Raw genomic sequence first — 20,712 nt, 5'->3', positions numbered from 1 at the left:
TTCAGGCGGGCCGTGATAAGTAGCGCTCATGGCCACGCACCTGCCGATCGTCCCTAGCGCACCCGAGGCCGAGGCAGCCCCAGCCCCGAAGCGCCGTCGGCACCCCGCGTGGCTCAAGGTCCCGATGCCCGCGGGCGAGGCCTACGCGAGCCTGCATCGGCGGGTGCGCGAGCTCGAATTGCACACCGTCTGCCAGAGCGCGGGCTGCCCCAACATCGGCGAGTGCTGGAACAACCGGGCGCTGACGATCATGATCCTCGGCGACATCTGCACCCGCTCGTGTCGCTTCTGCGACGTCGCGACCGGGCGCCCGCTGCCCGTCGACGAGGGCGAGCCCGAGCGGGTCGCGACGATCCTCGCCGAGCTCGACCTCAACCACACCGTGATCACCTCGGTCGACCGCGACGATCTCGCCGACGGCGGCGCCAGCATCTGGGCCGCGACCCTCGCCGCCTGCCACCGCCTCGCCCCGACCATGACGATCGAGGTCCTGGTCCCAGACTTCAAGGGCGCGCTCGCCGACGTCGACACCGTCCTCGACGCCCGGCCCGACGTGTTCGCCCACAACCTCGAGACCGTGCCTCGCCTCAGCCGCGAGGTCCGGGTTCAGGCCCGCTACGATCGCAGCTACGCCGTGCTCCGCCACGCCCGCGAACGCCGGGCGCTGACCAAGACCGGGCTGATGCTCGGGCTCGGCGAGACCCTCGACGAGGTCCGCGAGGTCATCGTCGAGCTCGGCGCCCTCGGGCTGACGATCCTGACCCTCGGCCAGTACCTGCAGCCGAGCAAGAAGCACCTGCCGATCAGCCGCTACGTCCACCCCGACGAGTTCGCCGAGCTGGCCGACTTCGCCCGCGCCCAGGGCATCGCCCACGTCGAGTCGGGCCCCCTCGTGCGCAGCTCCTACCACGCCGAGGGCCAGGCCGAGCTGATCCGACGCATGCAGGGGCTCGCCGCCTACGGCCAGATCGGCTTCGCCAGCGTGAAAGGCCTCCGCTAGGAGCCCGTGGTGCAACCCATCGTGTCGTCTCGCGCCGGAATTTTCGTCGAGGGCGCGAAGCCAAAACGCCGCTGTGGTGGGCCCACTGCAAGTAATTCCGGCGGGCCGACGACAACCCCAACGATGTCGCGGACTCGGCACCTAACCCGCTGATCTCACACAGTTTTTGGGATCCTGTTTCGTCCTGTCTCTCCCACCCGGTTCCCGGGTCTCTCAGCAGAGCAGGAGCACATCCGCAGCACACGGATCTCAACCACGAAGAAGCCGGCCCCGCAGATCCACGGGGCCGGCTTCTTGCAGTCCAGTCGAGGATCGCGCCCTAGCCGTCGTGGATCCAGGCGATGATCGCGTCGCGACGAAAGCGCAGGACGCGTCCGATCCTGACGACGCCGGGGATCTCGTCGCGCTGGACCGCTTCGTACACGGTGTTGCGGTTCACCCGTAGCAAGGCCGCGACCTCGGTGGCCTCGAGGAACTCGGGCAGCTCGGAGAACTCGGCTTTGGACTCGAACATGGCAAGATCTCCTGGCCCGGTGTCTGCGCGATCGCCCCGGAGCGGCTCGAGCTCATGGCGCGAGGTGAAACTCCCAGCGCCCCACGAACACCAGGCCATGCTCGGGATCGCTATCGAGCGCGCGAACCGTGATCGGGCCGCGCATGCTGTCCTCGCTGAACATGATCTGCTCGTAGTTCCCCTTGGATCCGATCCGGCGCATCTTCACGCTGGGCCGATCGACGACCCATTCAATGTCTGGCGTCCGGTAGGGCAAGACCAGATCGTAGGGGGTCCCTGGCCGCACCGTGTAGGTCTGCTTGGTCTCGTGGCTCGAGTCGAAGATCGCAGCCGCCTCGCCCTCCGAGTTGAAGCCCTCCCGCTTGGGCGCGGTGCTCCGCGCCGCGACCAGGACGCTGGTTCGTGGGATCTCGATCAGATCGCCCTCGCGGAACCCATGCCCAGCATGAGAGCCGAGGTGCTCGGCGTACTCGACGGGGCCAACGATGCGGGCGCGGACCATCGTCTTGTGCACGCTGCGGACCTTGGCGGTGAGCAGCTCGGAGCGCGAGCGCTCGAACCCGGGCACGGACTCGCTCTCGACCCCCGACGATGACCAGATCCTCGGTCGTGAGGTTGTCGATCGTCTCGTCGTCCGGGGGCCAGGCGTCACCGAACTGCTGCTCGAAGGCGGCCGCGAGCGCCGGCGGGAGCTTGCCGACCTGAAACAGGTGCCCCTTGGCGCGGGTGTCGACCTCGGTCTCGGTCTCGCCCTCCTCCTCATCGTCGACGATCCGCGGTGGCCGGCTCGGCTTGATCGTCGGCGCTCCTCGCCTACGGCGTAGGTACCACATGATGCCCCCGCCCACGGCTGTGGCGAGGGCCACACCCAAGGTGGCTTGCAGCAAGAAACAGATCCGCTTTATCATCAATGACCCCGCCGGCGGGCGAACGTTTCAATACGAGGCTCATGATGAGCGAGAGCTCAACCCTGATGGGATGGACCCTACCGATCCGATCAAGACTGAAAAGAAGACCAAGAAATTAGGTATGGAGCGAGAGCGTCAAGGCCTCAACCTCATCATTGAACGACGCAAACTCCTCTCGCTGCGGGAGTTCTACGTGTACGAGCCAAAGAACAAGGCTGGGGATTCGGCTTGGGATCCCAACCGTCACGCGCGCTACCTGTTTTTTCAAGGCCGCCTGGAAAACGATGTGGACTGACCGAACGGGGGTCTTCTCGCTCGTTCTCACGGTCGGTGTCATCGGCTGTGAGAGCGCCCGAGTACTCACCGTTGACCCCAGCAAGACGAACACATCGCGCGAGCCCATACCCCAGTGTAGCCAGGCGCCAGTCGTGGACGCGGCGTTCGACCAACTCGGACGGCTCGTGACCGGGCCTGGCCTGTGCCAGATCACCAGCCAGTTCGCCGGTGAAACGGTGGAGCTAGACCTGAGCTACGATGCCAACGGCCGACCTATCGCAGCACAGACCAGCTTCGACAGGCCCTGCGAGCTCGAGGCGTTCGAGGCCGAAGAACCCCGGATGTGTGAGCGAGTCGAATACCAGACTCAGCGCTGGGCTTGGGATGAAAGGGGTCGACTGACGCGTCTGGATCGGATCCTCAATCTAAACTTCCCAGACGGTGGCTCGATGGTCGATGCGGACTTTGGGTGCGCCATGGACACACCGCTCACGCTGGAGCACGCCACCTGGACCTACGATGAACAAGGCAGGGTGACCTCTTGGAGCTGGACTGACAAGACGTGCCAGACTACGGACAGCGGAGAGGAGCATCTGACCTATCTCGAGGGCACCGTGGAGGCCGTCGAGCGCTGGGACGTGGACTCGCAGCCATCCCAAAGCTCCACTCGGTTCGACGTGGGTGCCTGCGATCGAGTCCAGAGCGCACAGAGCACCGATGGCTCTGACTCGGTGACGCGGTACGCCTACGATGAACAGGGGCGCTTGATCGAGGACAGCGACGGGGGTGAGCGAGTGCGCCGGTGGACCTATCCGACCGGCGTTGCCGCAGACAGCAAGACGACGCAGTGGGCCCTCGAGCGGGACGCTGGGCAGCGGCTGATGCGTCTTTCACCCGCGGGCAGGGGTTACGAAGAGGTCGTCATTCGCTTCGACGAACGATCGCGAGTCATCGCCCTCGAGTCAGAATACCAGTCATGGCGCCTGAGCTATGACTCGTGCCCCAACGCCGGGCTGGCAACCACACGCTGGCGAGTGGGAGATCTCTTCTTGAGCTGGCCCTTCCCAACTCCTCCTTCGGCCGGAGCCGGGCCCGCCAGCCTCGACCACTGGCTGCATGCGCAGCTGCCGCTGATGTCTGAGGTCTTGTTGTAGGGCGAACACCTTGGCTCGATCAGTGATCGGACTGCGAGGCCGTGGTGCTGTCATGGTGCTGTGACTCTGCGGAATGAGGCGGGACGAGAGCGGATAAGACAAACGATGGCGCATTTTGGACCGCCGAGATCACGCCCAGCGGTCTCGGCGATCTCGACGCCGAACCCGCCCCGTTCACGAGGGCGACGCTCCCAACTCGGCGACGTTCGGCGCCGTCTCGTGTCCGTGCAGGGCTCGGCTCGGCGCGGTCACGCCCCAAGCCCGGCTGCGGACCTCGGCTCGAGGCACGTCGAAGTCAGCGCGCCCGCTGGCGGGCGCGTCGTTCAGGCAGCGAAATCGAGTTCGAGTTGGCCCAGCAGGGCGGGCCTCGGCCGCGGCGGAGGTCCGCGGGCAGCACGTGTCGATCGCTCGCTACTACCCCGAAGGCACGATCATCTCCTCCGGCTTGAGCAAGTGGTGTGGCGCCGGCGGCTGGCGGCTCGGAACCTTCCTGTTCCCGCCGCGCTGTGCCGCGCGCTGCTCGACGACACCGGCGTGGCGATCTTGCCTGGCGCCGAATTTGGCCGGCCTCGAGATGAGCTCACGGCTCGTCTCGCCTACGTCAACTTCGACGGTCAGCGCTGCCTCGACGCCCTCGCCGACAACGACGACGAGGTCGACGACACGTTCTTGACCACGCACTGCGCCGAGACCGTCGAGGCCATCGAGCGCCTGTGCAAGTGGCTCTGTCCATGACCCCGCGGCCGATTTGGCCGCTCCGCCACGCTCTCTTCGCTGCGCTCCGTTCGCTCTGGGCCTTTGCCTCCTCGGTCGCACGTGGTGTGCGCCGGAACTGGGAGTTAAGTCCTCGGGATCACTCGGGTTTGATCACGCCGGTTTGGGCGTCTCCACGATGCCTCCACGCTCGTGCGTGGCGACCGTATTGGCGGCGTAGGCCGGCGTGGGCTCGTCGAGCAGCCGGATGGCCCCCTCCAACGCCGTCGGCGTCAGATGCATGTAGCGCTGGGTGCGTGGCAAAGCGCAGGGCGGCCGCGGGGGTCATTACTTCTCGGGGACTTCGACGAAGATGTCCCACTTGCCCGAGATCGTGTCTTCTTTGACCTCGATGCGGGGGTCCTCGGAGAACACGAACAGCTTGTCGCCATAGTCGTCTTCTTCCTTGGGCTCACCCCACTTCTTCTTCAGCAGCGCGAAGATCTCGTCCTTGGCCGGCGGGTGGGGCTCGAACTCGATGCCGAACCAGAAGCGCTCGATCTTGCCCTCGTCGGACCAGCTCAGGTGGACCGGGGTCCAGTACTTGGCCCACTCGGTCGGCGGGTACTCGAGGTCGATGCTGGCCGACGGCTTGCCGAGCACGGCCTTGGCCTCGGGGGCGAGCTTGGCGATGTCCTCCTGGCTCTTCTTGGCCTCCTCCTCGGACTCCTTCTTGACGAACCCGGCGTACTTGGCGTCGAGGTCGGCCGGGGTCAGGCCGAGCAGCGGCGCGTCCTTCTCGAACGCGATCTCCTTGCCCTCACCGAGCAGCTGGACCATGGGCTCGTAGCTGGTGAACTCGACGTGGGCCTCGCCCTCGGTGAACGAGTCGGCGATCGACACGCGGAGCTTGTCGTCGGGGTTGAACCACCACTGGACCTTCTTGTCGAGGTCGGTGCCCTCCTTGGGCGCGCCCCACTTCTCGGTTGCGAACTTGATCGCGTCGGCCTTGGGCAGGCTGAAGTACACCCGCGAGAGCTTCTTGGTCTCGTCGTCGAAGTCGGTGTTGAACCAGATCTCGGGGTAGGCCTCGGACTTGATCGTGCCGTCCTCGGGCAGCTCCGGCATCGCGGCCTTGGCCTCTTCTTGGGTCATGCCCAGCTTGATGGCCCCGTAGACCGGCGCCATCGTGACCTTGTCGCCGGTGAACAGCGTCGCGGGATCTTTTTTCTCGACCTTGGGCGCTTCGGCTTCAGTCTTGGTGTCCTCGTCGGCCTTCTTGTCGTCCTTGCCACAGGCAGGGAGGGTCAGGAGCAGCGGCAGGGCGAGCACGGCGGCGCGGGATCGTTGAAGTCGGTACATCATGGGTCGTGTCCTCGGGGCGGTGGCGCGGGCGCCAGCTTGCGGGGAGTGTAACGAGCCTGCATCGCGTCTACCATGTCCGTCGGTGTCGGAATTTCGGCGGCGAAAGGCTCATGAGCGGCTCCGGGACGCCCGGGCTGCGCTCGCGCGGGGCGACCACGAGGCGGCCGCCGACGCGTTCGCGGCCGGGCTTCGCCTCGACCCCAGCGATCGCGCGGGTTGGGAGCTGTGGGCCCACGTCCTCGAGCAGCAGGGCAAGATGATCGAAGCCGGGCGCGTGCTCGTCGAGGCGCTCGAGCACCACGGCGACGATCCGACCCTGCAGCTCTCGCTGGCCCACGCGCACATCGAGACCGGTCAATTCGCGGGGGCCAAGACGGTGCTCGACCAGCTCCGCGCCCGCTGGCCCGAGCAGCGCCCCCCGCTGGCCTACCTCGCCCGCATGCTCCGAGACATCCGCGCCTACACGAGCCTCCGGGCGCTGCTCGAGCAGGCCCTCGCCGGGCCCTTCGCCGGCGACGCAGAATTAGCGGGCTTGCTCGACGCGTGCCTGACCTGGCAAGGCGAGCGCAGCGAGCCGGCGCCGGTCCTCGCGAGCATGCGCGAGCTGCTGTTGATGGAGCACGGCGCGGTCCTGCTCGGGACGGGCCACGACGACGGCCTGACGATCCCCTGGTACTCGACCTACCTGTGCACGAACTACGACGTCGTCGCGACCTGCGCCCGGCTGCTGGGCTTTTCGGCCTACTTCGACTGGCGCTGGTCCGCGGTCGCGGCGATCGATCCCGCCGCGCAGGTCCTCGCGCTGCTGCTCGCCGACGCCCTCGAGGTCGATCGGATCGAGCTCCCGCCCGCCGAAGCCGAAGCCGAAGCCGAGGCCTACCCCGATCCCGAGACGACCCTCGCGCTCGCGTCCTTCGTCGCGCCGGGCTGGAGTCAGGGTGGGCACGGACCCTGGGCCCGGCGCTGCGCGGCGGCTGGCAACATGTTCGCGTTCGGAGCCCTGAACTACGCCGCGCACCCCGAGCCGCTGCCGCCGCTGCTCGGGCTCGCGGCGGGTGAGCGCGTGTGCCTGCCGTGGTGGCGCCTGGGCGAGGCCCGGATCGGCTTCGCCCGCTTTGGCCTGATCGACGACCTCCCGCCCGAGATCGACGCTCGCTCCCCCGAAGACATCGCCGACGACTACCGCCGCGCGCTGGCCGAGTTCGAGCCCGGCCCCAACTTCGTCGCCCAGCTGCGCCACGTGCTCGAGCATCGCCACCAGCTTCAGCCTGGCCTGCGCCGACGCAGCGACTTCGCCCGCATCCTGCCCCGGGTCGAGCCGCGCGCGGGGCCGTCCCGCGAGCTGCCCGACGCGCTCGCGCGCGGCGACATGGCCGAGTTTCTGCGCGCGCTCGGCCCGCTCGAGCGCGAGCCCGAACGCATCGGCGCGCCCGAGCTGCGCATGCTCGAGGCCCGCTTCGTCGACGCCCCCGGGGTCCGCTCGCGGCTCTCGGATCTGCTCTACCGTGTGGCCCCGGCCCGGTTCTCGACCCTCTTGCACGAGCTCGTGGCCCGGCCCGCCGACGAGGTCCCGTGGCCCGAGCGCGACGGGCTCCTGCACCTTTACGGCTGCAACCCGTGGACGGGCGCGGGCGGAGATCCCTCGCCCGCGAGCGCGCAGCTGCAGCGGTGGCTCGAGCTCGGGGCGATGACCAACCGCAGCGAGATCGTCCAGTCGAAGTACGGCCTCCACCACCTCGCCGAGGCCGAGGACTTCGCCCGGATCTTCGCCCAGCTCCTCGCCGACGCCCCCGCGATCGCGCTCGGGACGATCCGCTGGCTCCACGACAACCCCCACCTCCACGGGCCCCACGCCCCTTCCCTGCTGCCGCTGCTCGACCACGATCACGCCGACGTGGTGTTCGAGACCCTCCAGTGCACCCGCGTGGCCAAGCTGCCCCTGTCCGCGACGCAGCTCGAGCCGATCTTGCTCGGCCATCGCCACCCCCACCCCCGCATGATCAGCGCCGCCGTCGAGCACCTCGAGCTGTGGCCGATCGCCGAGGCCCACCCGCGCCTCGCCGAGCTCTTGCGCGCCGACGAGCCGACGATCGTGTGGGCCGCCGCGCGCTCGCTGCTCCGCGGCGGCGAGTCCCTCGACGAGCGCGTCGCCGGAGCCGAGCTCGTCGCCGCGCGCATCCTCGAGCTCGACGCCGACACCCGCGAGGCTGGCGGTGGCCCGATCAGGCAGCTCTTGCGCGCCCTCGCCAGCGCCGACGACTACGCCCTGTTCGAGCCCCTGCTGCGCGCGAGCGAGTCCGCCTCGATCATGAAGATCGTCGCCGCCGCGCTGACCCCCGCGCTGCTCGAGCTCGACGATCCGCACCTCGTCGTCCACCTGCGCCGCTTTCGTGACGCCTTCGGCCTCGATCCGCCCTTCGGCTACGCCAGCTTCCTCGTCCGCCACGGCGATCCCGAGCTCGACCGCGACGCCGTGTTCGGAGCCCAGGGGGCGACCGAGCCCCGGGCCGGCTACGAGGCCAAGGCCGCCCTCGCCCGCTGGGGCGACGCCGACGCCCGCGCCGAGCTCGAGCGCGCCCTCGACTACGCCCCGCCCGCCCGCGAGGCCGCGTTCGAGGCCTGGCTGTGCGTCCTTCACGAGCCCGACTACCCGCGCCTCGACGCCGCGCGGACCGACGACGATCCCGAGCTCGTCGCCCGGGTGTGGACGGTGCTGTGTGCCAACATCGGCGGCGCGCACCCGGCCCCGCGCGGGTGGATCGAGGGTCTGAGCGCCTACCTGCGCGAGAGCCCGGCGCGCGAGGCCGCGTGGGCCAGCTCGATCGAGCAGCAGCTGCGCGCGCAGATCACCAGCAAGTTCGTGGTCGGGGCCCAGTCGGCCTCCTTCGCCGTGCTCGCCGAGCTGCTGCCGAAGCACTTCGACAACCTGGTCGAGCGCAGCCTCGGCGGCACGCCCGAGAGGCTGAGCGTCGACCTGCTCGAGTGGCTCGGCGAGCATCGCAACGACGCAGCCCGGGCGTGGGCGCAGCGGCTCGTGAGCTCGCCGCACTGGGGTGTCCGGCAATCCGCGCGACGGCTGCTGTGCTGAGCCTGCGATGCCCGACCTCGAGTTTGGGATCCATGCAGAGCGGCTCGAGGCCCGCGCGCGCTCGACCTGACCGACGTGCACGCCATCGCTTTGTGAGCGCCCGACGCCTCGTCTATCATGCGCCCATGACGCGTACCGTCGCCCCGCTCGCATTGTTGATGACCCTCAGCGCTTGCCCAGACGAGTCGAACTCGGCCGAGGAGGACAGCACGATGACGGGCGACGAGATGACATCGGGCGACGGTGACGGCGACGGTGATGGGGATGGGGACGGTGACGGCGACGGCGACGGTGATGGGGATGGGGACGGCGATGGGGATGGCGACGGCGACGGCGATGGGGATGGCGACGGCGACGGCGACGGCGACGGTGACGGCGACGGCGACGGCGACGGTGACGGTGATGGGGATGGCGACGGCGATGGGGATGGCGACGGCGACGGCGACGGCGACGGCGACGGCGACGGAGACGGCGATGGCGACGACGAGCCGGGTGCGTGCCTCAACGAGCTCGACGACCCGCAACCCGATGCTTTCATCGGTGACGGGGTGGCCGACATGGATCTGAAGTTGCGCACCGTCCTCGCCGAGCCCCCAGTCGACCTCTACGTGGGCGCGCGGATCCACATCCAGGGCAGCTACTTCAACTGCTGCGACGACGACATCAGCGTGCCGGAGTCGGTGGTCGTGCGGAGCTACCCCACCGAGCGATTCATCCTCGGCCAGGTCGCCTCCTTGAGCGTCCCACCCACGCCGGGTGACAGCTTCTTCACCGCGATCGACGAGGACCTCGAGACCTGGCTGTCGCCTTTTACCCTCAGCTCACACGACGACATGGTCTGCGACGTCTACGTGTGGGACTACGTCCCGGCCACGCGCACGCGGACCCGCCTCTACGTGGACGGCGGTCAGTGTGACACCGCCAAGATCATCGATGAGGAGACCGGCTTTTTCGGCGACGTATTTTTTGTCTCGGCCAACAACATGACGCTGTGGGAGCCAAGCGGGAACACCGTCGACAACGTCAGTCGCAGCAGCGTGTTCATCTCGCGCCAACCCTGCGAGGGTGACGAGTGCCCGGCGACGGCCGACGTGCTCAACTGCCCTGAGGACGACCAGTGGCCCCAAGACAGCGCGTCGATCGACTTTTGGGGCTACTGCTATGAGCCCGAAGACAAGGGCTACGACCACGTCTGCGAGATCCTGAGCGAAGAAGACGACGGCGAGACCGTCAGCTACGCGCTCGACTGCGGGGAGATCCCCTTCGACTGCGACGAGTAGCCGTCGACGCGCCGAGAATGTCGGGGGCTCGCCGTGCCTCGCTGACGCGTCGGCCGATCTGAGCTGGCCCAGCCGAGGCGCGGCCCCTAAACTCGGCCCTCGCCGTGACGGACGACGTCAACAGCTCGGAGCGCCTGTCGCCTCTTCAGCAGCGACTCGGACACCGGCGGGTGGTCTGGGTCGTTCTCGCCTTGGCCTTCGTGTTGTCCGTGCCGAGCCTCGGCGTGGGGCTGCTCGGTGACGACCTGCCGCAAGCCGAGTTTCTCTCCGCGCAGCGCGAGGGGGCGAGCACGCAGCCGTGGTGGGACATGTTCGTCCTCGTGAGCGGACCGCAGGCCCACAACGAGGCGTTGCGGACCCTTGGCCAGCTGCCCTGGTGGACGGCGCCCGATCTCAGGGTGGCCTTCTTCAGACCCCTCACCGTCGTCACGCATCTGCTCGATCATCTCTGCTGGCCGCGCGCGCCGTGGCTGATGCACCTGCACAGCGTGGCGTGGTACCTGGCCGCGTGTGCGCTCGTCTGGGTGGTGGCTCGACGGCTCAGCTCGAACGCCACCGCTGCGGGCGTGGCGAGCCTCGCATACGCCGCGGCGTTTGGTCACCATGTGCCCGTTGCCTGGCTCGCCCACCGCAACGGGCTGGTCTCGGCCGTGTTCTCGCTGCTGACAATCCTCGCCCACGACCGGTGGCGGCGAGACCAAGACAAGCGCGCCGGCTGGCTCGCGCCCGTCGCTCTGGTCGCCGCGTTACTCGCCGGGGAAGCGGGGGTGGTCACCTTGACCTTCGTCACGGCCTACGCGCTCGTGCTCGATCCCGGCTCACGCCAGTCTCGCGCGTTGTCGTTGATACCGAGCGTCGCGGTCGTCATCGCATGGCGGGCGGCCTACGACCTCCTCGGCTACGGTGCCGTGGACTCGGGGGCCTACCTCGATCCCGTCGGAGATCCAGCCGCATTCCTCGCCGAGCTGCCCCCGCGCTATCTCGCCCTGTCGGCGTTCAGCGTCTCGCCCCCCGTGATCCACCAGATTCCCGTGCTGCTCTGGTGGCTGGTGACCCTGGTCCTGTTGGGGCTCTTGGCCGTCTTCGTGGCCCGGGTCAATCGGCCCTGCGCGCGCTTCGGCGTCCTCGCGGCGGGCTTGGGGTGCATCCCCTTGACGGCCAGCCTGCCCTTCGAGCGCCTGCTGATCTTGACCAGCTTTGGCGTGGCCCTGGCCTGGGGCGAGCTCATCGACGCGTGGCTCCTGGGTCGGTCGACGAAGTGGCTCGCCCGCGCGGGCGCCGTGCTCGTAGTTGCCGTTCACCTCGTCGCCTCTCCGCTCGCGTTCTTCGTCCGGAGCCTCGACTTTCGCGCGCTGCATGAGGTCGAGGACACCTTCCAAAAGAAAGCGTGGCCCGGGACGCCCGAGATGGAGGGCAAGACCGTGGTCGTGGTCCACACCTTTCACTATCTCGGCGTCGAGTACCTGCTGCGCTCACTGCGAGCCGACGGACGACCAGCGCCCGCCGAACTCTGGGTCCTCCACGCCGGCAGCGAGCCCCCAGACATCGAGCGCCTCGACGACCACACGCTCGAGCTCCGCGCTGGCCAAGGGTGGCCAGCTGGCCCCGTGACGGCCTTCTGGCGCGACCCAGGGCTCGCCCCTTTCGTGGTCGGCGACCACATCTCGACGCGCTGCTTCGACGCCGAGATCATGGAGGTCGACGCTGGCAAGGCGACCCGTGTCCGCTTTCACTTCGAGGAGCCCCTCGACAGCCCGTCTCGCGCGTGGATTCAGTGGCACAGCGGCCTCCACCGGAAGGTCAACCCCGGGATCTGGTGACCCCTCGTGGCTCCGAGGCCGAGCGGAGCGCACTGTGCGATCCGCTCGGTGGTGCCGACGATCTCGCGCTCGGCCGCGCCGATCAGTCGTTGTTCCAGCGCAGCTGGAGCTCGAGCTCTTCGGCGCCGCCCTCACGCTCGTGCTCGATCGACAGCGACGCCGTCTTGGGGATCGTGAAGCGCTGGCCCTTGACCTGGATGCGCACGTTGTCGTCGCCCTCGAGGCAGTCGGCGATGCGGCGAAGGGTCGCCACGAATTGCTCGGTGTTCACGTTGCGTTCGACGTCGCGGTCTGACATGGCGCGGACGCTAGCAGGCTGCTGAACAACCCACCACGAGCCCGAGCACGCCCCTGACCGCCGATGCCTCTGTATTGCACCTTCGTGCGCTCAGCTGCGCTCACGCAGGGCCGCGGCGATTCGCTCCAGAGCCTGATCCAGCCGCTTCGCAGGCACGTTGACCCGGGTCGGCATCCCCCCGCCGAGCTCGAGCAGCTCGACGAAGTCCAGCCCGCTGTCGAAGGGCGCGGCGATGCTGACGTTGCCGCCGTCGGCCACGACCGCGACGGTCGCGAGCTTCTGACCGAGGAGCAGGAGCTCGGTCTTGTCGAACTGCCCCGCGCCGCCGGGGACCTTGACGAAGGCGATCTCGCCGTCGACGGCGTAACCCTGAGCGAGCTCGGCCGAGCGCGCGGCCATGCGATCGTAGTCGGCGGCCGCGGCCTCGATCGCGCTGCGCTCGAGCCCGGGCCGCATGCCCTCGACGAGGTAGCGCAAGATCTGTTGCTTGAGGACCTCGTCGCGGTAGTGCGCGCGCAGGGCCTTGTCGATCTGCGCGGCCTCGGGCCCGATGGGGCCGATCCGGGTGTCGACGGCGCGGGCGTCATCGTCGGCGCCCGGGTAGGGCTCGCGCCCGCCGAGCAGCCACTTGGCGGCGGCGTAGAGCCCGTCGAGATCGAAGTGAGCGACGATCGTGTCGATCGGCCCGGTCTCGCGGACGAGCCGCTCGTCGATCATCTCTGGGCACGCGCCGTGCTCGGCCTTGGTCGCGAGCACGAAGCGCTCGTCGGCGGCGAAGCTCGCGTGGGCGGGGTGATCGTGGTGGTCGACCCAGCGCGCGAGCCGGGGCCCGAGCTGCTCGATGAACTTGCCCGTGGTCTTGCGGAAGCCCTTGCCGATGCCCTCCGACGCGAACGCGATGTCGACCACGACCACGCGCCCGGCGAGCTCGTGCGGCTTGGGCAGCCGACGCGGACTCGCGAACACGACGGTGGTCACGCCAACGCGTCCCGAGCCGCCCCCAAAGCCGCAGACAGCTCCGAGACGGCGTGCTCGTCGCCGGCCGCGCCCGCGACCTCCACGCCGCGGGCGTAGATCGCAGCCGCGTCCTCGCCCTTGCCCATGGCCTCGAGCAGGTTGCCGTGCATCAGGTACCCGGGCACGTAGTCCGGGTTGCGCTCGGCGAGGGCCGCGAACATCTGCGCGGCCTCGTCGTGGCGACCGAGCCTCTTGTACTCCATCGCCAGGCCGTAGCGCGGGAAAGCCTCGTCGGGCTTGGCCGCGACCATCTGCTCGAGCATGCCGAGGCGGTCCATTGGCCTCAGGCCGCGCCCTTGCGCTCGGCCCAGCGCTTCTTGAAGCGCTCGATGTAGCCCTCGATCTCGCCCTCGGGCATCCCGACCGCGCCGAGGACCTTGGCGGTCTCGTCGAACACGGGGGTCTCCTGGAGGTGGCCGACGAGCAGCAAGTAGGTGCCGACCTCGTGGGCCGGGTACTTGGCGAGCAGCATGTCGACGCCCTCGCGGAGCTCCTCGGGGGTCTTGGTCTCGCAGAAGTCCTCGTCGGTCTCGCCCTGGGTGTGCTTGATCCCGAGGTGGTCGAGGTAGTCGACGAGCATGTTCCGGTGGTGGCGCATCAGCCACTCGATCAGCAGGGCCAGGGCCAGCTGCTCGTTGTCCTTGGCGAACTCGGCGTCGAAGCGCTTGCGCCAGACCTTGCGCCGGCCGGCCTGCGAGAACGCGGTGCTCGGCGTGTTCGAGTGCGAGCCACCGGCTTTGAGCACGGCGCGGATCTCCTTGCCGGACAACTCGCCGTAGTAAGCGTCAACCTTCTCAGGTCCGAGGTTCTTGCAGATGTCGATCGGCTTCACGTTCGCTGCTCTCCCGCGTGGGGGCGGTACCCTAGACGTCCACGCCGCCCAGAGCAAGGCTACTTTGCCCGGCCCTGGAGGAACTCCGAATAGACCTCGAGCGCGCGGCGGGTCACAGGCCCTGCGCTGCCGTCCCCGACGCTGCGGCCATCGAGGGTCGTCACGGGCATGATCCCGCGGACCGAGCTGGTCAGGAACAGCTCGTCGGCTGCCCGCAGCTCCTCGACCAGCACCGTTCGCTCACAGGTCGGCATCCCGAGCTCCTGCTCGAGCAGCCGCATCACGACCCCGCGGGTGATGCCCGCGAGCAGGCCGGTCGAGAGCGAGGGGGTGTGGATCGATCCCGCGACGACCATGAAAAAGTTGGAGGTCGCGCCCTCGGCCACCGCGCCCTCGGCGTTGCACAAGATCGCGTCGTCGGCCCCGCGCTCGTGCGCGCGGCGCAAGGCCAGGATGTTGCCGAGGTAGTTGCCGGTCTTGAGCCCCGGACGGATCGAGCCCTCGCGGCCGACGACGATCGCCGAGATCCCGCGCTCGTAGGCCTCGGCGTCGGGCACGACCAGGGGCTCGACCATGATGACCAAGAGCGGCGCCTCGGCGACGCGGGTGTCGAGGGCGATCGGCCCGACGCCCCGGGTCACGATCACGCGGATCCGGCTGTCCTCGTTCTTGGCGGCGGCCACGGTCTCGCGCAGCGCCCTGGCGATGTGCTCGTTCTCGAAGGGCAGGTCGAAGGCGATGCCCGCGGCGCTGCGACGGAGGCGGTCGAGGTGGGCGTCGAGCTCGATCACCCGATCGCCAGCGGTCCGCAGGGTCTCGTAGACGCTGTCGCCGTAGAGAAAGCCTCGGTCGTACACGCTGATCGTCGCGTCCTCGGGATCGAGGGCGCGCTCGTGGGTCGACAGCCAGACCTTGGTGCTCACGGCCGCAGGTTAACCTCTGTCTGTGGCTGCTCCTAGGAGCCCCGAGAGGGGCTCACGACACGCCCCGCGCGCAAATTCAGCCGCGTACGCGCAGCTCGACGACCTTCAGCAGCGCCTCGGCGGCGATCTTCCCGCTCATCTTCGACTGCCCGCGCTCGCGCTCGACGAACACGATCGGGATCTCGAGCACGCGAAAGCCCGCGCGCACAACCCGATACTTGAGCTCGATCTGAAACCCGTAGCCGCGGGTCGCGAGCGCGTGGAGGTCGAGGGCCTCGAGCACGTGGCGCGAGAAGCAGATGAAGCCCGCGGTCGGATCGTGGATCGGCAGGCCGAGGATCGTGCGCGCGTAGAGACCTCCGCCGCGAGACAGAAGCTGACGATGCCACGGCCACCCCCGCGTCCCACCCCCGGGCACGTAGCGGCTGCCGATTGCGAGGTCGGCCCCGCCCTCGGTGCAGGCCCGCAGCAGCGGTCCGAGGTAGCGCGGGTCGTGGGAGAAGTCCGCGTCCATCTCGAACAGGTGGGTGTAGCCCCGCGCGTGACCCAGGCCCCAGTCGAAGCCGGCCACGTAGGCCTTGCCCAGGCCCTGCTTGCCGCTGCGATGCAACACGAACACGCGCTCATCGGCCGCGGCCCGGCGGTCGGCGAGCTCACCGGTGCCGTCGGGGCTGCCGTCGTCGATCACCAGCACGTGAAAGTCGGGCTCGGCCGCGAGGATCGCGTCGAGGATCGCGTCGAGGTTCTCACGCTCGTTGTAGGTCGGCAGCAGCACCAGCGGCCGCGCCCCGCTGTCGGCGGTCATGCGCAGACCATAGCCGAGGCGCCGGTCCGGCCTGTCCTGCGCCCATCCCACACGTGGCGGGTCAAAATAGCGCCTGGTGAGCGCGCGTTTCCGCACTACACCCTGACCTAACAAAGATAATCCAGACACAACGAAACAAGCACACGTCCGCACGAAGTGTGGTAGCGTGCACACACTCAGACAGACGTAGGTTTCCTTGCGAAAAATACGGTCGCACTACGCTACTCCAGAAGACTTCACCGCCGCGATCCGCGAGGACAACGCGCTCGAGGTGTTCACCACCGACGGCTACGAGCCCGGCGAAGAGGTTTTGCTCGAGCTGTCGTTCACCGGTCTCCCCGGCAAGATGATGGTCCGCGCGATCGGCCACGAGTGGCACGCCGCGCGTCCACGCCTTCGGGTACGCGCCGGCGGCACCGTCATGTGCGCCGGCTCGGAGTGGCGCAAGATACAATTCCTGAAGAAGGTGGCGACGGGCGAGGTCAAGCTGACCGCGCGCCGCCGCCATGTCCGCTTACCCGTGCTGGTCGAAATCCGCTGGCGGCGCCGGGGCCAGCGAGACTTCAACACCGCCGCGCTCTCGGAGATCTCCGAGGGCGGCGGCCTGCTCTTGACCCAGCATCGGCCCGAGGTCGGCGAAGAAGTGATCATCGAGATCACGCCGCCGGGTAGCGCGCGCCCCCTCGAGATCCTCGCCGTCGTCCGCAACTCGAACAACGACGAGGGCGTCGGGCTCGAGTTCATGGCGCGCGACATGGGCGGGGTCCATCGCCTGCGCGAGGTCATCCGACGCCTCGTCGAGCAGTAGCCGTGGGCGCGACGAGCGGACGGCGACGGCTCACGAGCGGCTGGGCGCTCGTCTTTTGCGTATCGGTGTCCGCGAGCCTGGCGGCGAGCGGCGGGTGCGGCGACGAGGACCAGCCAGCGCCGCGCGCCGAACGAGCCGCCCCGCCGTCAGCGGCGAGTGAGACCGGCGCAGACCAGGCCGTGGATCCGGACCCCGTCGAGGCGGTGCCGGATTGCGCGACCCTCGAGCGACGGGCCGGGCACAGCGACGCCGACCTCGCGCTCTTGCCCGTGCTGTGCCCGGGCCTGACCCTCGACCACGGCGAGCTGCGCCGGGTCCTGCTCGCGGCGGGCAGCGCGGCCGAGGTCGCGCCGCTCGTGGCCGCGCTCGACGCCAACGCCGAACTTCAGGGCCTGGCGCGGCTGGCGATCCTCGATCGCGCGAGCCAACCGCTGCCGAGCGAGCTCCCCGATCCGGCGACCGCGTTGCTGACACCGATCGACGACCGCATCCTCGCCGCGGTCGAGCTCGCCCACGCCCAGCTGCGCTCGGATGAGCTCGAAGAGGAGCAGCGCACGCGCGCCCACGCGTTCCTCGCTCGGGTCTACATGCAAGGCCTGCAGTCCCTGGGCGTCGGCCCGGGCCGCCCCCTGCCCCCCTTCGCGCGGCTCCTCGCCGGCCCGGCGCTGCTGCACGGGCGCAGCTTTTGTCGCTTCTACTGGCAGCGGCGCGTCGGCGGGCTCGAGCGGCTGTTCGCCGAGACCGAGCTCGATCTGCTCGCGCTGCTGATCGACCTGGAGAACACCGACCACGCTGGCGATCCGGCGCTGCTGGCCGTCGAGCGCCAGCGCGCCCGGACCTACCTCGAGCGCAAGGGGCCGAGCGCACGGATCGCCAGGCGCGCCCAGCAGCGGCCCGAAGCCCGGGCGCTCGGGACCGATCTGCTCTTGCCCTTCGTCCACGAGCTCGATCGACTGTTCGATCACGGCTTCATCGACCTCGCCCTCGATCGGGCGATGAAGCGCGGCGCCGAGGCTGGCGGCTACGGCCTCGATCCGGTCGCAGCGGTGGTCACCGAAGATCTGCGCGAGCGAGATCTGCGGGAGTACGAACGTCGGCTCGCGCGCCGGATCGAGCGAGCGCGGCGAACCACGCCGAGCTCGCGCCACGGCTCTGGCCGCGAGCTCGAGCCCGAGCTGCCGGTCGAGTGGCACGACGCGGCCCGCGTCGCCGAAGAGGCCCACGCGTGGCTGCGCGTCGCCCACGAGCGCGGCCCCGACTTCGCCCGGCGCCACGCCCTCGCCCGGGCGGTCCGAGCGCTCGAGCGCCGACCCGACGCGCTGCTGGAATTGCTGGCTGCGACCGACGAGGTCGTCCGGAGTCATCACACGCTGCTCTTCGCGCTGCTCGACGCGACCGACGACGGCGGCCTCGCGAGCCTGCGCGTCCAGGTCGGCGCCGGTTGGCCGCCCGGCGACAGCCCCGCGGATCACGACGCTCGCGTCCGACGCCGCTTCGCCCTCGCAACCCGCGACGCGCTCTTGCATCCGCGCTAGCGCGACCAACTACTCGTCCTAGATCGAGCGCTGAATTCAAAAATCTGAATGATTTAGGGCTTCGCCGCCGCAGCGCTCGACTCAGGGCGGGGTCCGATCACAGGGCTCTCGCCCGCTGCGGACCGGCTCGCCGTCCTCGCGGACCTTCACGGTCGTGATCTTGCCCTTGCGCGCGCCGAGCCACCGCGACCGTCGAGCGCCCCGGGGATCGCGGGTCTCGACCCGGACCAGCCCGCCGCGCGCCTCGTCGCTGGCCACCGCGCACTCGCCGGGCAGCAGCTCGACGTCGGCGAGCTCGAGCACGTGGCCGTAGTCGGGCTCGCCGTCCACACAGACCCGGGGCGCGGACTTTGGCGCGCAAACCTGAGCGTCGGTCACCGACCACCCGCTGCTGCCCGCGCAGCCCGACGCCACGCACAGCAACGCGGCGCCGATGGTCACGGCCAAGCTGTGGCATGGTGTTCGACGATGGCGAGCGCCGCCAAAAAGTCCCGACGCCGACGCCGGCCCAAACGGCGCGGGCGGGTCGACCTCTCGACCGTGGTCAACGAGGTCATCGCGCAGCGGGTCCCGGTCGAGGTCCAGCGCCTCTCGAAGCTGCGCAACCTCTGGCTCGAGCTTTTTCCGGCCAGCTTCGCCGATCACGTGTGGCCGATGCTCGTCCAGGGCGGCCGCTTGATCGTCCACGTACACGACAGCCAGTGGCTACACGAGATGACCTACTGGCGCCAGGACGTGCTGACCAAGCTGCACGCGGCGTGGCCCGAGAGCGGGATCGAGCTCATCGACGGATTCGTCGGCGAGCTGCCGCCGCTGAGCGAGCGCAGGCCTCCCCCCCCTCCCCCTCCGGTCCCCGTCGATCGCGCGCCAGTGCTCGAGCCCGAGGTGCCAGGCGAGACCGTCGAGGCCCTCAACTCGATCCGGGATCCGCAGCTGCGCGAGGCCCTGGCCCAGGCCCGGATGATGCTCGGAAAGCCACGCTGACGCGGATGTCCTGGCGAGAGGCCTTTTTTCCGCCACCGAGTGCCCCAACGCGACTAGCCACCGTCGCGCTCACCGATGTGACAGACCTACGTAGAAAAACCCGTGTGATCTTCCACGCTCAGAAACCAGGCGACACCTGGAACGTCGCTTGCTTTTTGGTTGGGCATGCCCCGCCACCCGCTGCTCCGATCCACCGGCCTCACCCTCGCCCTGTTCGGCTTCGGGGCTTGCCTGGCAGGGTGTGACGTAGACAACGAGGATCTCGAGGCCGTCGATGCACGGGCCTTCGAAGAAGGCGTCGCCAAGGATACCGAAGGCGGCGCCTTTCGCGTGGTGCTCTACAGCCGCGACGGGCTCACGGTCGGAGCCAAAAACACGATGATCGCGCGGGTTGGGTTCCACGACCCGAACGCTCCCGAGGACCCGGGCCTCGGGATCCCCGGAGCAGAGCTCACCCTCGATGCCCACCTCGCGAGCGGGGAGTTCTTCGCGGACGCGGTCGAGGCGACCTACATCGGAGAGGGACGCTATCAGATCACCGGTCTCGAGCTCCCCGAGGCCGGTGTTTGGCAGTTCGACTTCTACATCGCGGTTGGCGAGACCATCGACGAGTCGGTCGCCTTCGTGTTCGAGATCTCCGAATGATCCCCGGTACAGTGGCCAAAAAATCGGAGACCAAAGGGCACGGGTTCCCGCAAACGCCGTTTAAACGGCCAGAACACACTGTCCTACATCGGTCCCCGATCACAAAAAAATATGCTTGACGCGCGGTGGGCTCATGCCGTTATCTACATAGGTCCTTTCCGGACACCCACCTACACCACCTACACTGTCGCCACGACGTTTCGGGAGATTCCTCATGTCACCGTTCAAGACCGCGCTCCTCGCTCTCGCCCTGCTCTGCCCCCTCACGGCCTGCGACAGCTCCGATTCAGGTGACGTCGAGACCCGGGCCGTGGCGAACTTCGCGGACGGCATGGCCTGCGACAGTGATCAGGGCGCGTTCCGCGTGGTCCTGTGGAGCGACAGCGGTGACATCGAGGTCGGGCGCAACGATCTCGTCGTCCGTCTCGGCTTCCACGATCCGGTCAACCCCGACGCGCCCGGGCAAGGGATCCCCGGCGCCCGCGTGAACTTCGACGCGTGGATGCCCACGGCCAACGAGGCGATGGCGACCACGCCCGTGGTCAGCTACCTCGGCGACGGCCAGTATCGGATCGAGAACGTGGTCCTGCCCGACGAGGGCGTGTGGAACTTCGACTTCGAGGTCAGCGTCGGCGACAACATGTACGAGACCGTCAGCCTGGCGTTCGCCATCGACTGAAGTTATTCCCCGTCTCCCTTACGGCGCGTCCCCCGTCGAGCTTGCCTCGGTCGGGGGATGCGGTCTTAATGGCCCCACCCTCCCCCGC

At 68.9% G+C, this 20,712-nt stretch carries 24 protein-coding genes; 13 read left to right on the top strand and 11 right to left on the bottom strand.

Annotated features, from left to right (window positions below; all coding sequences use genetic code 11):
• The first annotated feature begins 28 nt into the window (after positions 1-28).
• Entirely contained in the window at positions 29-1,000 is a 972-nt protein-coding gene (lipA, locus tag ENSA5_RS25790; RefSeq protein WP_106394355.1) for a lipoyl synthase, read from the top strand.
• 319 nt (positions 1,001-1,319) lie between these two features.
• Here the strand turns inward: lipA and ENSA5_RS25785 are convergent, their stop codons facing one another.
• A complete protein-coding gene (locus ENSA5_RS25785; RefSeq protein WP_106394354.1) occupies positions 1,320-1,514 on the bottom strand; it encodes a helix-turn-helix domain-containing protein in 195 nt (64 codons plus the stop codon).
• Between the two features lie 52 nt (positions 1,515-1,566).
• Entirely contained in the window at positions 1,567-2,028 is a 462-nt protein-coding gene (locus ENSA5_RS39370; RefSeq protein ID WP_258183022.1) for a hypothetical protein, read from the bottom strand.
• 10 nt (positions 2,029-2,038) lie between these two features.
• Between ENSA5_RS39370 and ENSA5_RS39365 the strand changes: the two genes are divergently transcribed.
• The 4 genes from ENSA5_RS39365 (at position 2,039) to ENSA5_RS38965 (ending at position 4,587) form a co-directional block, all read left to right on the top strand.
• Positions 2,039-2,338, top strand: coding sequence for a hypothetical protein (locus tag ENSA5_RS39365; protein ID WP_258183021.1), 300 nt, complete (start codon positions 2,039-2,041; stop codon positions 2,336-2,338).
• A gap of 49 nt (positions 2,339-2,387) precedes the next feature.
• Entirely contained in the window at positions 2,388-2,717 is a 330-nt protein-coding gene (locus ENSA5_RS36385; RefSeq protein ID WP_146156121.1) for a hypothetical protein, read from the top strand.
• 133 nt (positions 2,718-2,850) lie between these two features.
• Positions 2,851-3,852 carry a hypothetical protein gene (locus tag ENSA5_RS25775; RefSeq protein ID WP_106394353.1) on the top strand — a complete coding sequence of 334 codons (1,002 nt, stop codon included), beginning with the start codon at positions 2,851-2,853 and terminating at the stop codon, positions 3,850-3,852.
• 534 nt (positions 3,853-4,386) lie between these two features.
• A complete protein-coding gene (locus tag ENSA5_RS38965; RefSeq protein ID WP_219906861.1) occupies positions 4,387-4,587 on the top strand; it encodes a hypothetical protein in 201 nt (66 codons plus the stop codon).
• A gap of 132 nt (positions 4,588-4,719) precedes the next feature.
• Here the strand turns inward: ENSA5_RS38965 and ENSA5_RS39360 are convergent, their stop codons facing one another.
• Together ENSA5_RS39360 and ENSA5_RS25765 are read right to left on the bottom strand one after the other, a co-directional pair.
• Positions 4,720-4,848 carry a hypothetical protein gene (locus ENSA5_RS39360; protein ID WP_258183020.1) on the bottom strand — a complete coding sequence of 43 codons (129 nt, stop codon included), beginning with the start codon at positions 4,846-4,848 and terminating at the stop codon, positions 4,720-4,722.
• A 45-nt stretch (positions 4,849-4,893) separates the two neighbouring features.
• Positions 4,894-5,910 carry a hypothetical protein gene (locus tag ENSA5_RS25765; RefSeq protein ID WP_146156119.1) on the bottom strand — a complete coding sequence of 339 codons (1,017 nt, stop codon included), beginning with the start codon at positions 5,908-5,910 and terminating at the stop codon, positions 4,894-4,896.
• A gap of 82 nt (positions 5,911-5,992) precedes the next feature.
• Between ENSA5_RS25765 and ENSA5_RS39580 the strand changes: the two genes are divergently transcribed.
• The 3 genes from ENSA5_RS39580 (at position 5,993) to ENSA5_RS25750 (ending at position 12,098) form a co-directional block, all read left to right on the top strand.
• Entirely contained in the window at positions 5,993-8,998 is a 3,006-nt protein-coding gene (locus ENSA5_RS39580) for a tetratricopeptide repeat protein (protein ID WP_106394351.1), read from the top strand.
• A gap of 125 nt (positions 8,999-9,123) precedes the next feature.
• A complete protein-coding gene (locus ENSA5_RS38255) occupies positions 9,124-10,278 on the top strand; it encodes a hypothetical protein (RefSeq protein ID WP_181198145.1) in 1,155 nt (384 codons plus the stop codon).
• Positions 10,279-10,382: 104 nt separating this feature from the next.
• The gene (locus ENSA5_RS25750; protein ID WP_106394350.1) at positions 10,383-12,098 is read left to right on the top strand and encodes a glycosyltransferase family protein; all 1,716 of its coding nucleotides are present in this window, start codon (positions 10,383-10,385) and stop codon (positions 12,096-12,098) included.
• An 82-nt stretch (positions 12,099-12,180) separates the two neighbouring features.
• Here ENSA5_RS25750 and ENSA5_RS25745 read toward each other — a convergent pair whose 3' ends face one another.
• From ENSA5_RS25745 to ENSA5_RS25720, 6 genes are all read right to left on the bottom strand, one after another.
• Positions 12,181-12,396 (bottom strand): amphi-Trp domain-containing protein, encoded by a 216-nt coding sequence (locus ENSA5_RS25745; RefSeq protein ID WP_106394349.1) that lies wholly within the window; start codon positions 12,394-12,396, stop codon positions 12,181-12,183.
• 90 nt (positions 12,397-12,486) lie between these two features.
• Positions 12,487-13,374, bottom strand: a complete 888-nt coding sequence (locus tag ENSA5_RS25740; RefSeq protein WP_106394348.1) for a hypothetical protein — start codon at positions 13,372-13,374, stop codon at positions 12,487-12,489.
• Positions 13,371-13,691 carry a hypothetical protein gene (locus tag ENSA5_RS25735; RefSeq protein ID WP_106394347.1) on the bottom strand — a complete coding sequence of 107 codons (321 nt, stop codon included), beginning with the start codon at positions 13,689-13,691 and terminating at the stop codon, positions 13,371-13,373. The genes ENSA5_RS25740 and ENSA5_RS25735 overlap by 4 nt, the downstream gene beginning before the upstream one ends.
• A 5-nt stretch (positions 13,692-13,696) precedes the next feature.
• Positions 13,697-14,245: a hypothetical protein gene (locus ENSA5_RS25730; protein ID WP_106394346.1), complete on the bottom strand. Its 549-nt coding sequence runs from the start codon at positions 14,243-14,245 to the stop codon at positions 13,697-13,699.
• A gap of 59 nt (positions 14,246-14,304) precedes the next feature.
• Positions 14,305-15,168, bottom strand: coding sequence for an aminotransferase class IV (locus ENSA5_RS25725; RefSeq protein ID WP_106394345.1), 864 nt, complete (start codon positions 15,166-15,168; stop codon positions 14,305-14,307).
• 76 nt (positions 15,169-15,244) lie between these two features.
• Positions 15,245-15,973 (bottom strand): polyprenol monophosphomannose synthase, encoded by a 729-nt coding sequence (locus ENSA5_RS25720; RefSeq protein ID WP_106394344.1) that lies wholly within the window; start codon positions 15,971-15,973, stop codon positions 15,245-15,247.
• Positions 15,974-16,169: 196 nt separating this feature from the next.
• Between ENSA5_RS25720 and ENSA5_RS25715 the strand changes: the two genes are divergently transcribed.
• Together ENSA5_RS25715 and ENSA5_RS25710 are read left to right on the top strand one after the other, a co-directional pair.
• Positions 16,170-16,781 carry a PilZ domain-containing protein gene (locus tag ENSA5_RS25715; protein WP_146156117.1) on the top strand — a complete coding sequence of 204 codons (612 nt, stop codon included), beginning with the start codon at positions 16,170-16,172 and terminating at the stop codon, positions 16,779-16,781.
• 65 nt (positions 16,782-16,846) lie between these two features.
• Positions 16,847-18,316 (top strand): amino acid adenylation domain-containing protein, encoded by a 1,470-nt coding sequence (locus ENSA5_RS25710; RefSeq protein ID WP_146156116.1) that lies wholly within the window; start codon positions 16,847-16,849, stop codon positions 18,314-18,316.
• A gap of 81 nt (positions 18,317-18,397) precedes the next feature.
• Here ENSA5_RS25710 and ENSA5_RS25705 read toward each other — a convergent pair whose 3' ends face one another.
• Complete coding sequence (locus ENSA5_RS25705) at positions 18,398-18,763, bottom strand: hypothetical protein (protein WP_146156115.1); 366 nt, start codon at positions 18,761-18,763, stop codon at positions 18,398-18,400.
• Positions 18,764-18,784: 21 nt separating this feature from the next.
• Between ENSA5_RS25705 and ENSA5_RS25700 the strand changes: the two genes are divergently transcribed.
• From ENSA5_RS25700 to ENSA5_RS25690, 3 genes are all read left to right on the top strand, one after another.
• Positions 18,785-19,300 carry a DciA family protein gene (locus ENSA5_RS25700; RefSeq protein WP_106394340.1) on the top strand — a complete coding sequence of 172 codons (516 nt, stop codon included), beginning with the start codon at positions 18,785-18,787 and terminating at the stop codon, positions 19,298-19,300.
• Positions 19,301-19,465: 165 nt separating this feature from the next.
• Positions 19,466-19,945: a hypothetical protein gene (locus ENSA5_RS25695; protein ID WP_106394339.1), complete on the top strand. Its 480-nt coding sequence runs from the start codon at positions 19,466-19,468 to the stop codon at positions 19,943-19,945.
• Positions 19,946-20,159: 214 nt separating this feature from the next.
• Complete coding sequence (locus ENSA5_RS25690; RefSeq protein ID WP_106394338.1) at positions 20,160-20,624, top strand: FixH family protein; 465 nt, start codon at positions 20,160-20,162, stop codon at positions 20,622-20,624.
• Positions 20,625-20,712 lie beyond the last annotated feature (88 nt).

Origin of the sequence: Enhygromyxa salina, from assembly GCF_002994615.1 — a bacterium.
GTDB lineage: Bacteria > Myxococcota_A > Polyangia > Nannocystales > Nannocystaceae > Plesiocystis > Plesiocystis salina_A.
The sequence above is the reverse complement of the archived record's forward strand: the minus strand, read 5'-3'. Positions and strand labels throughout refer to the sequence as shown.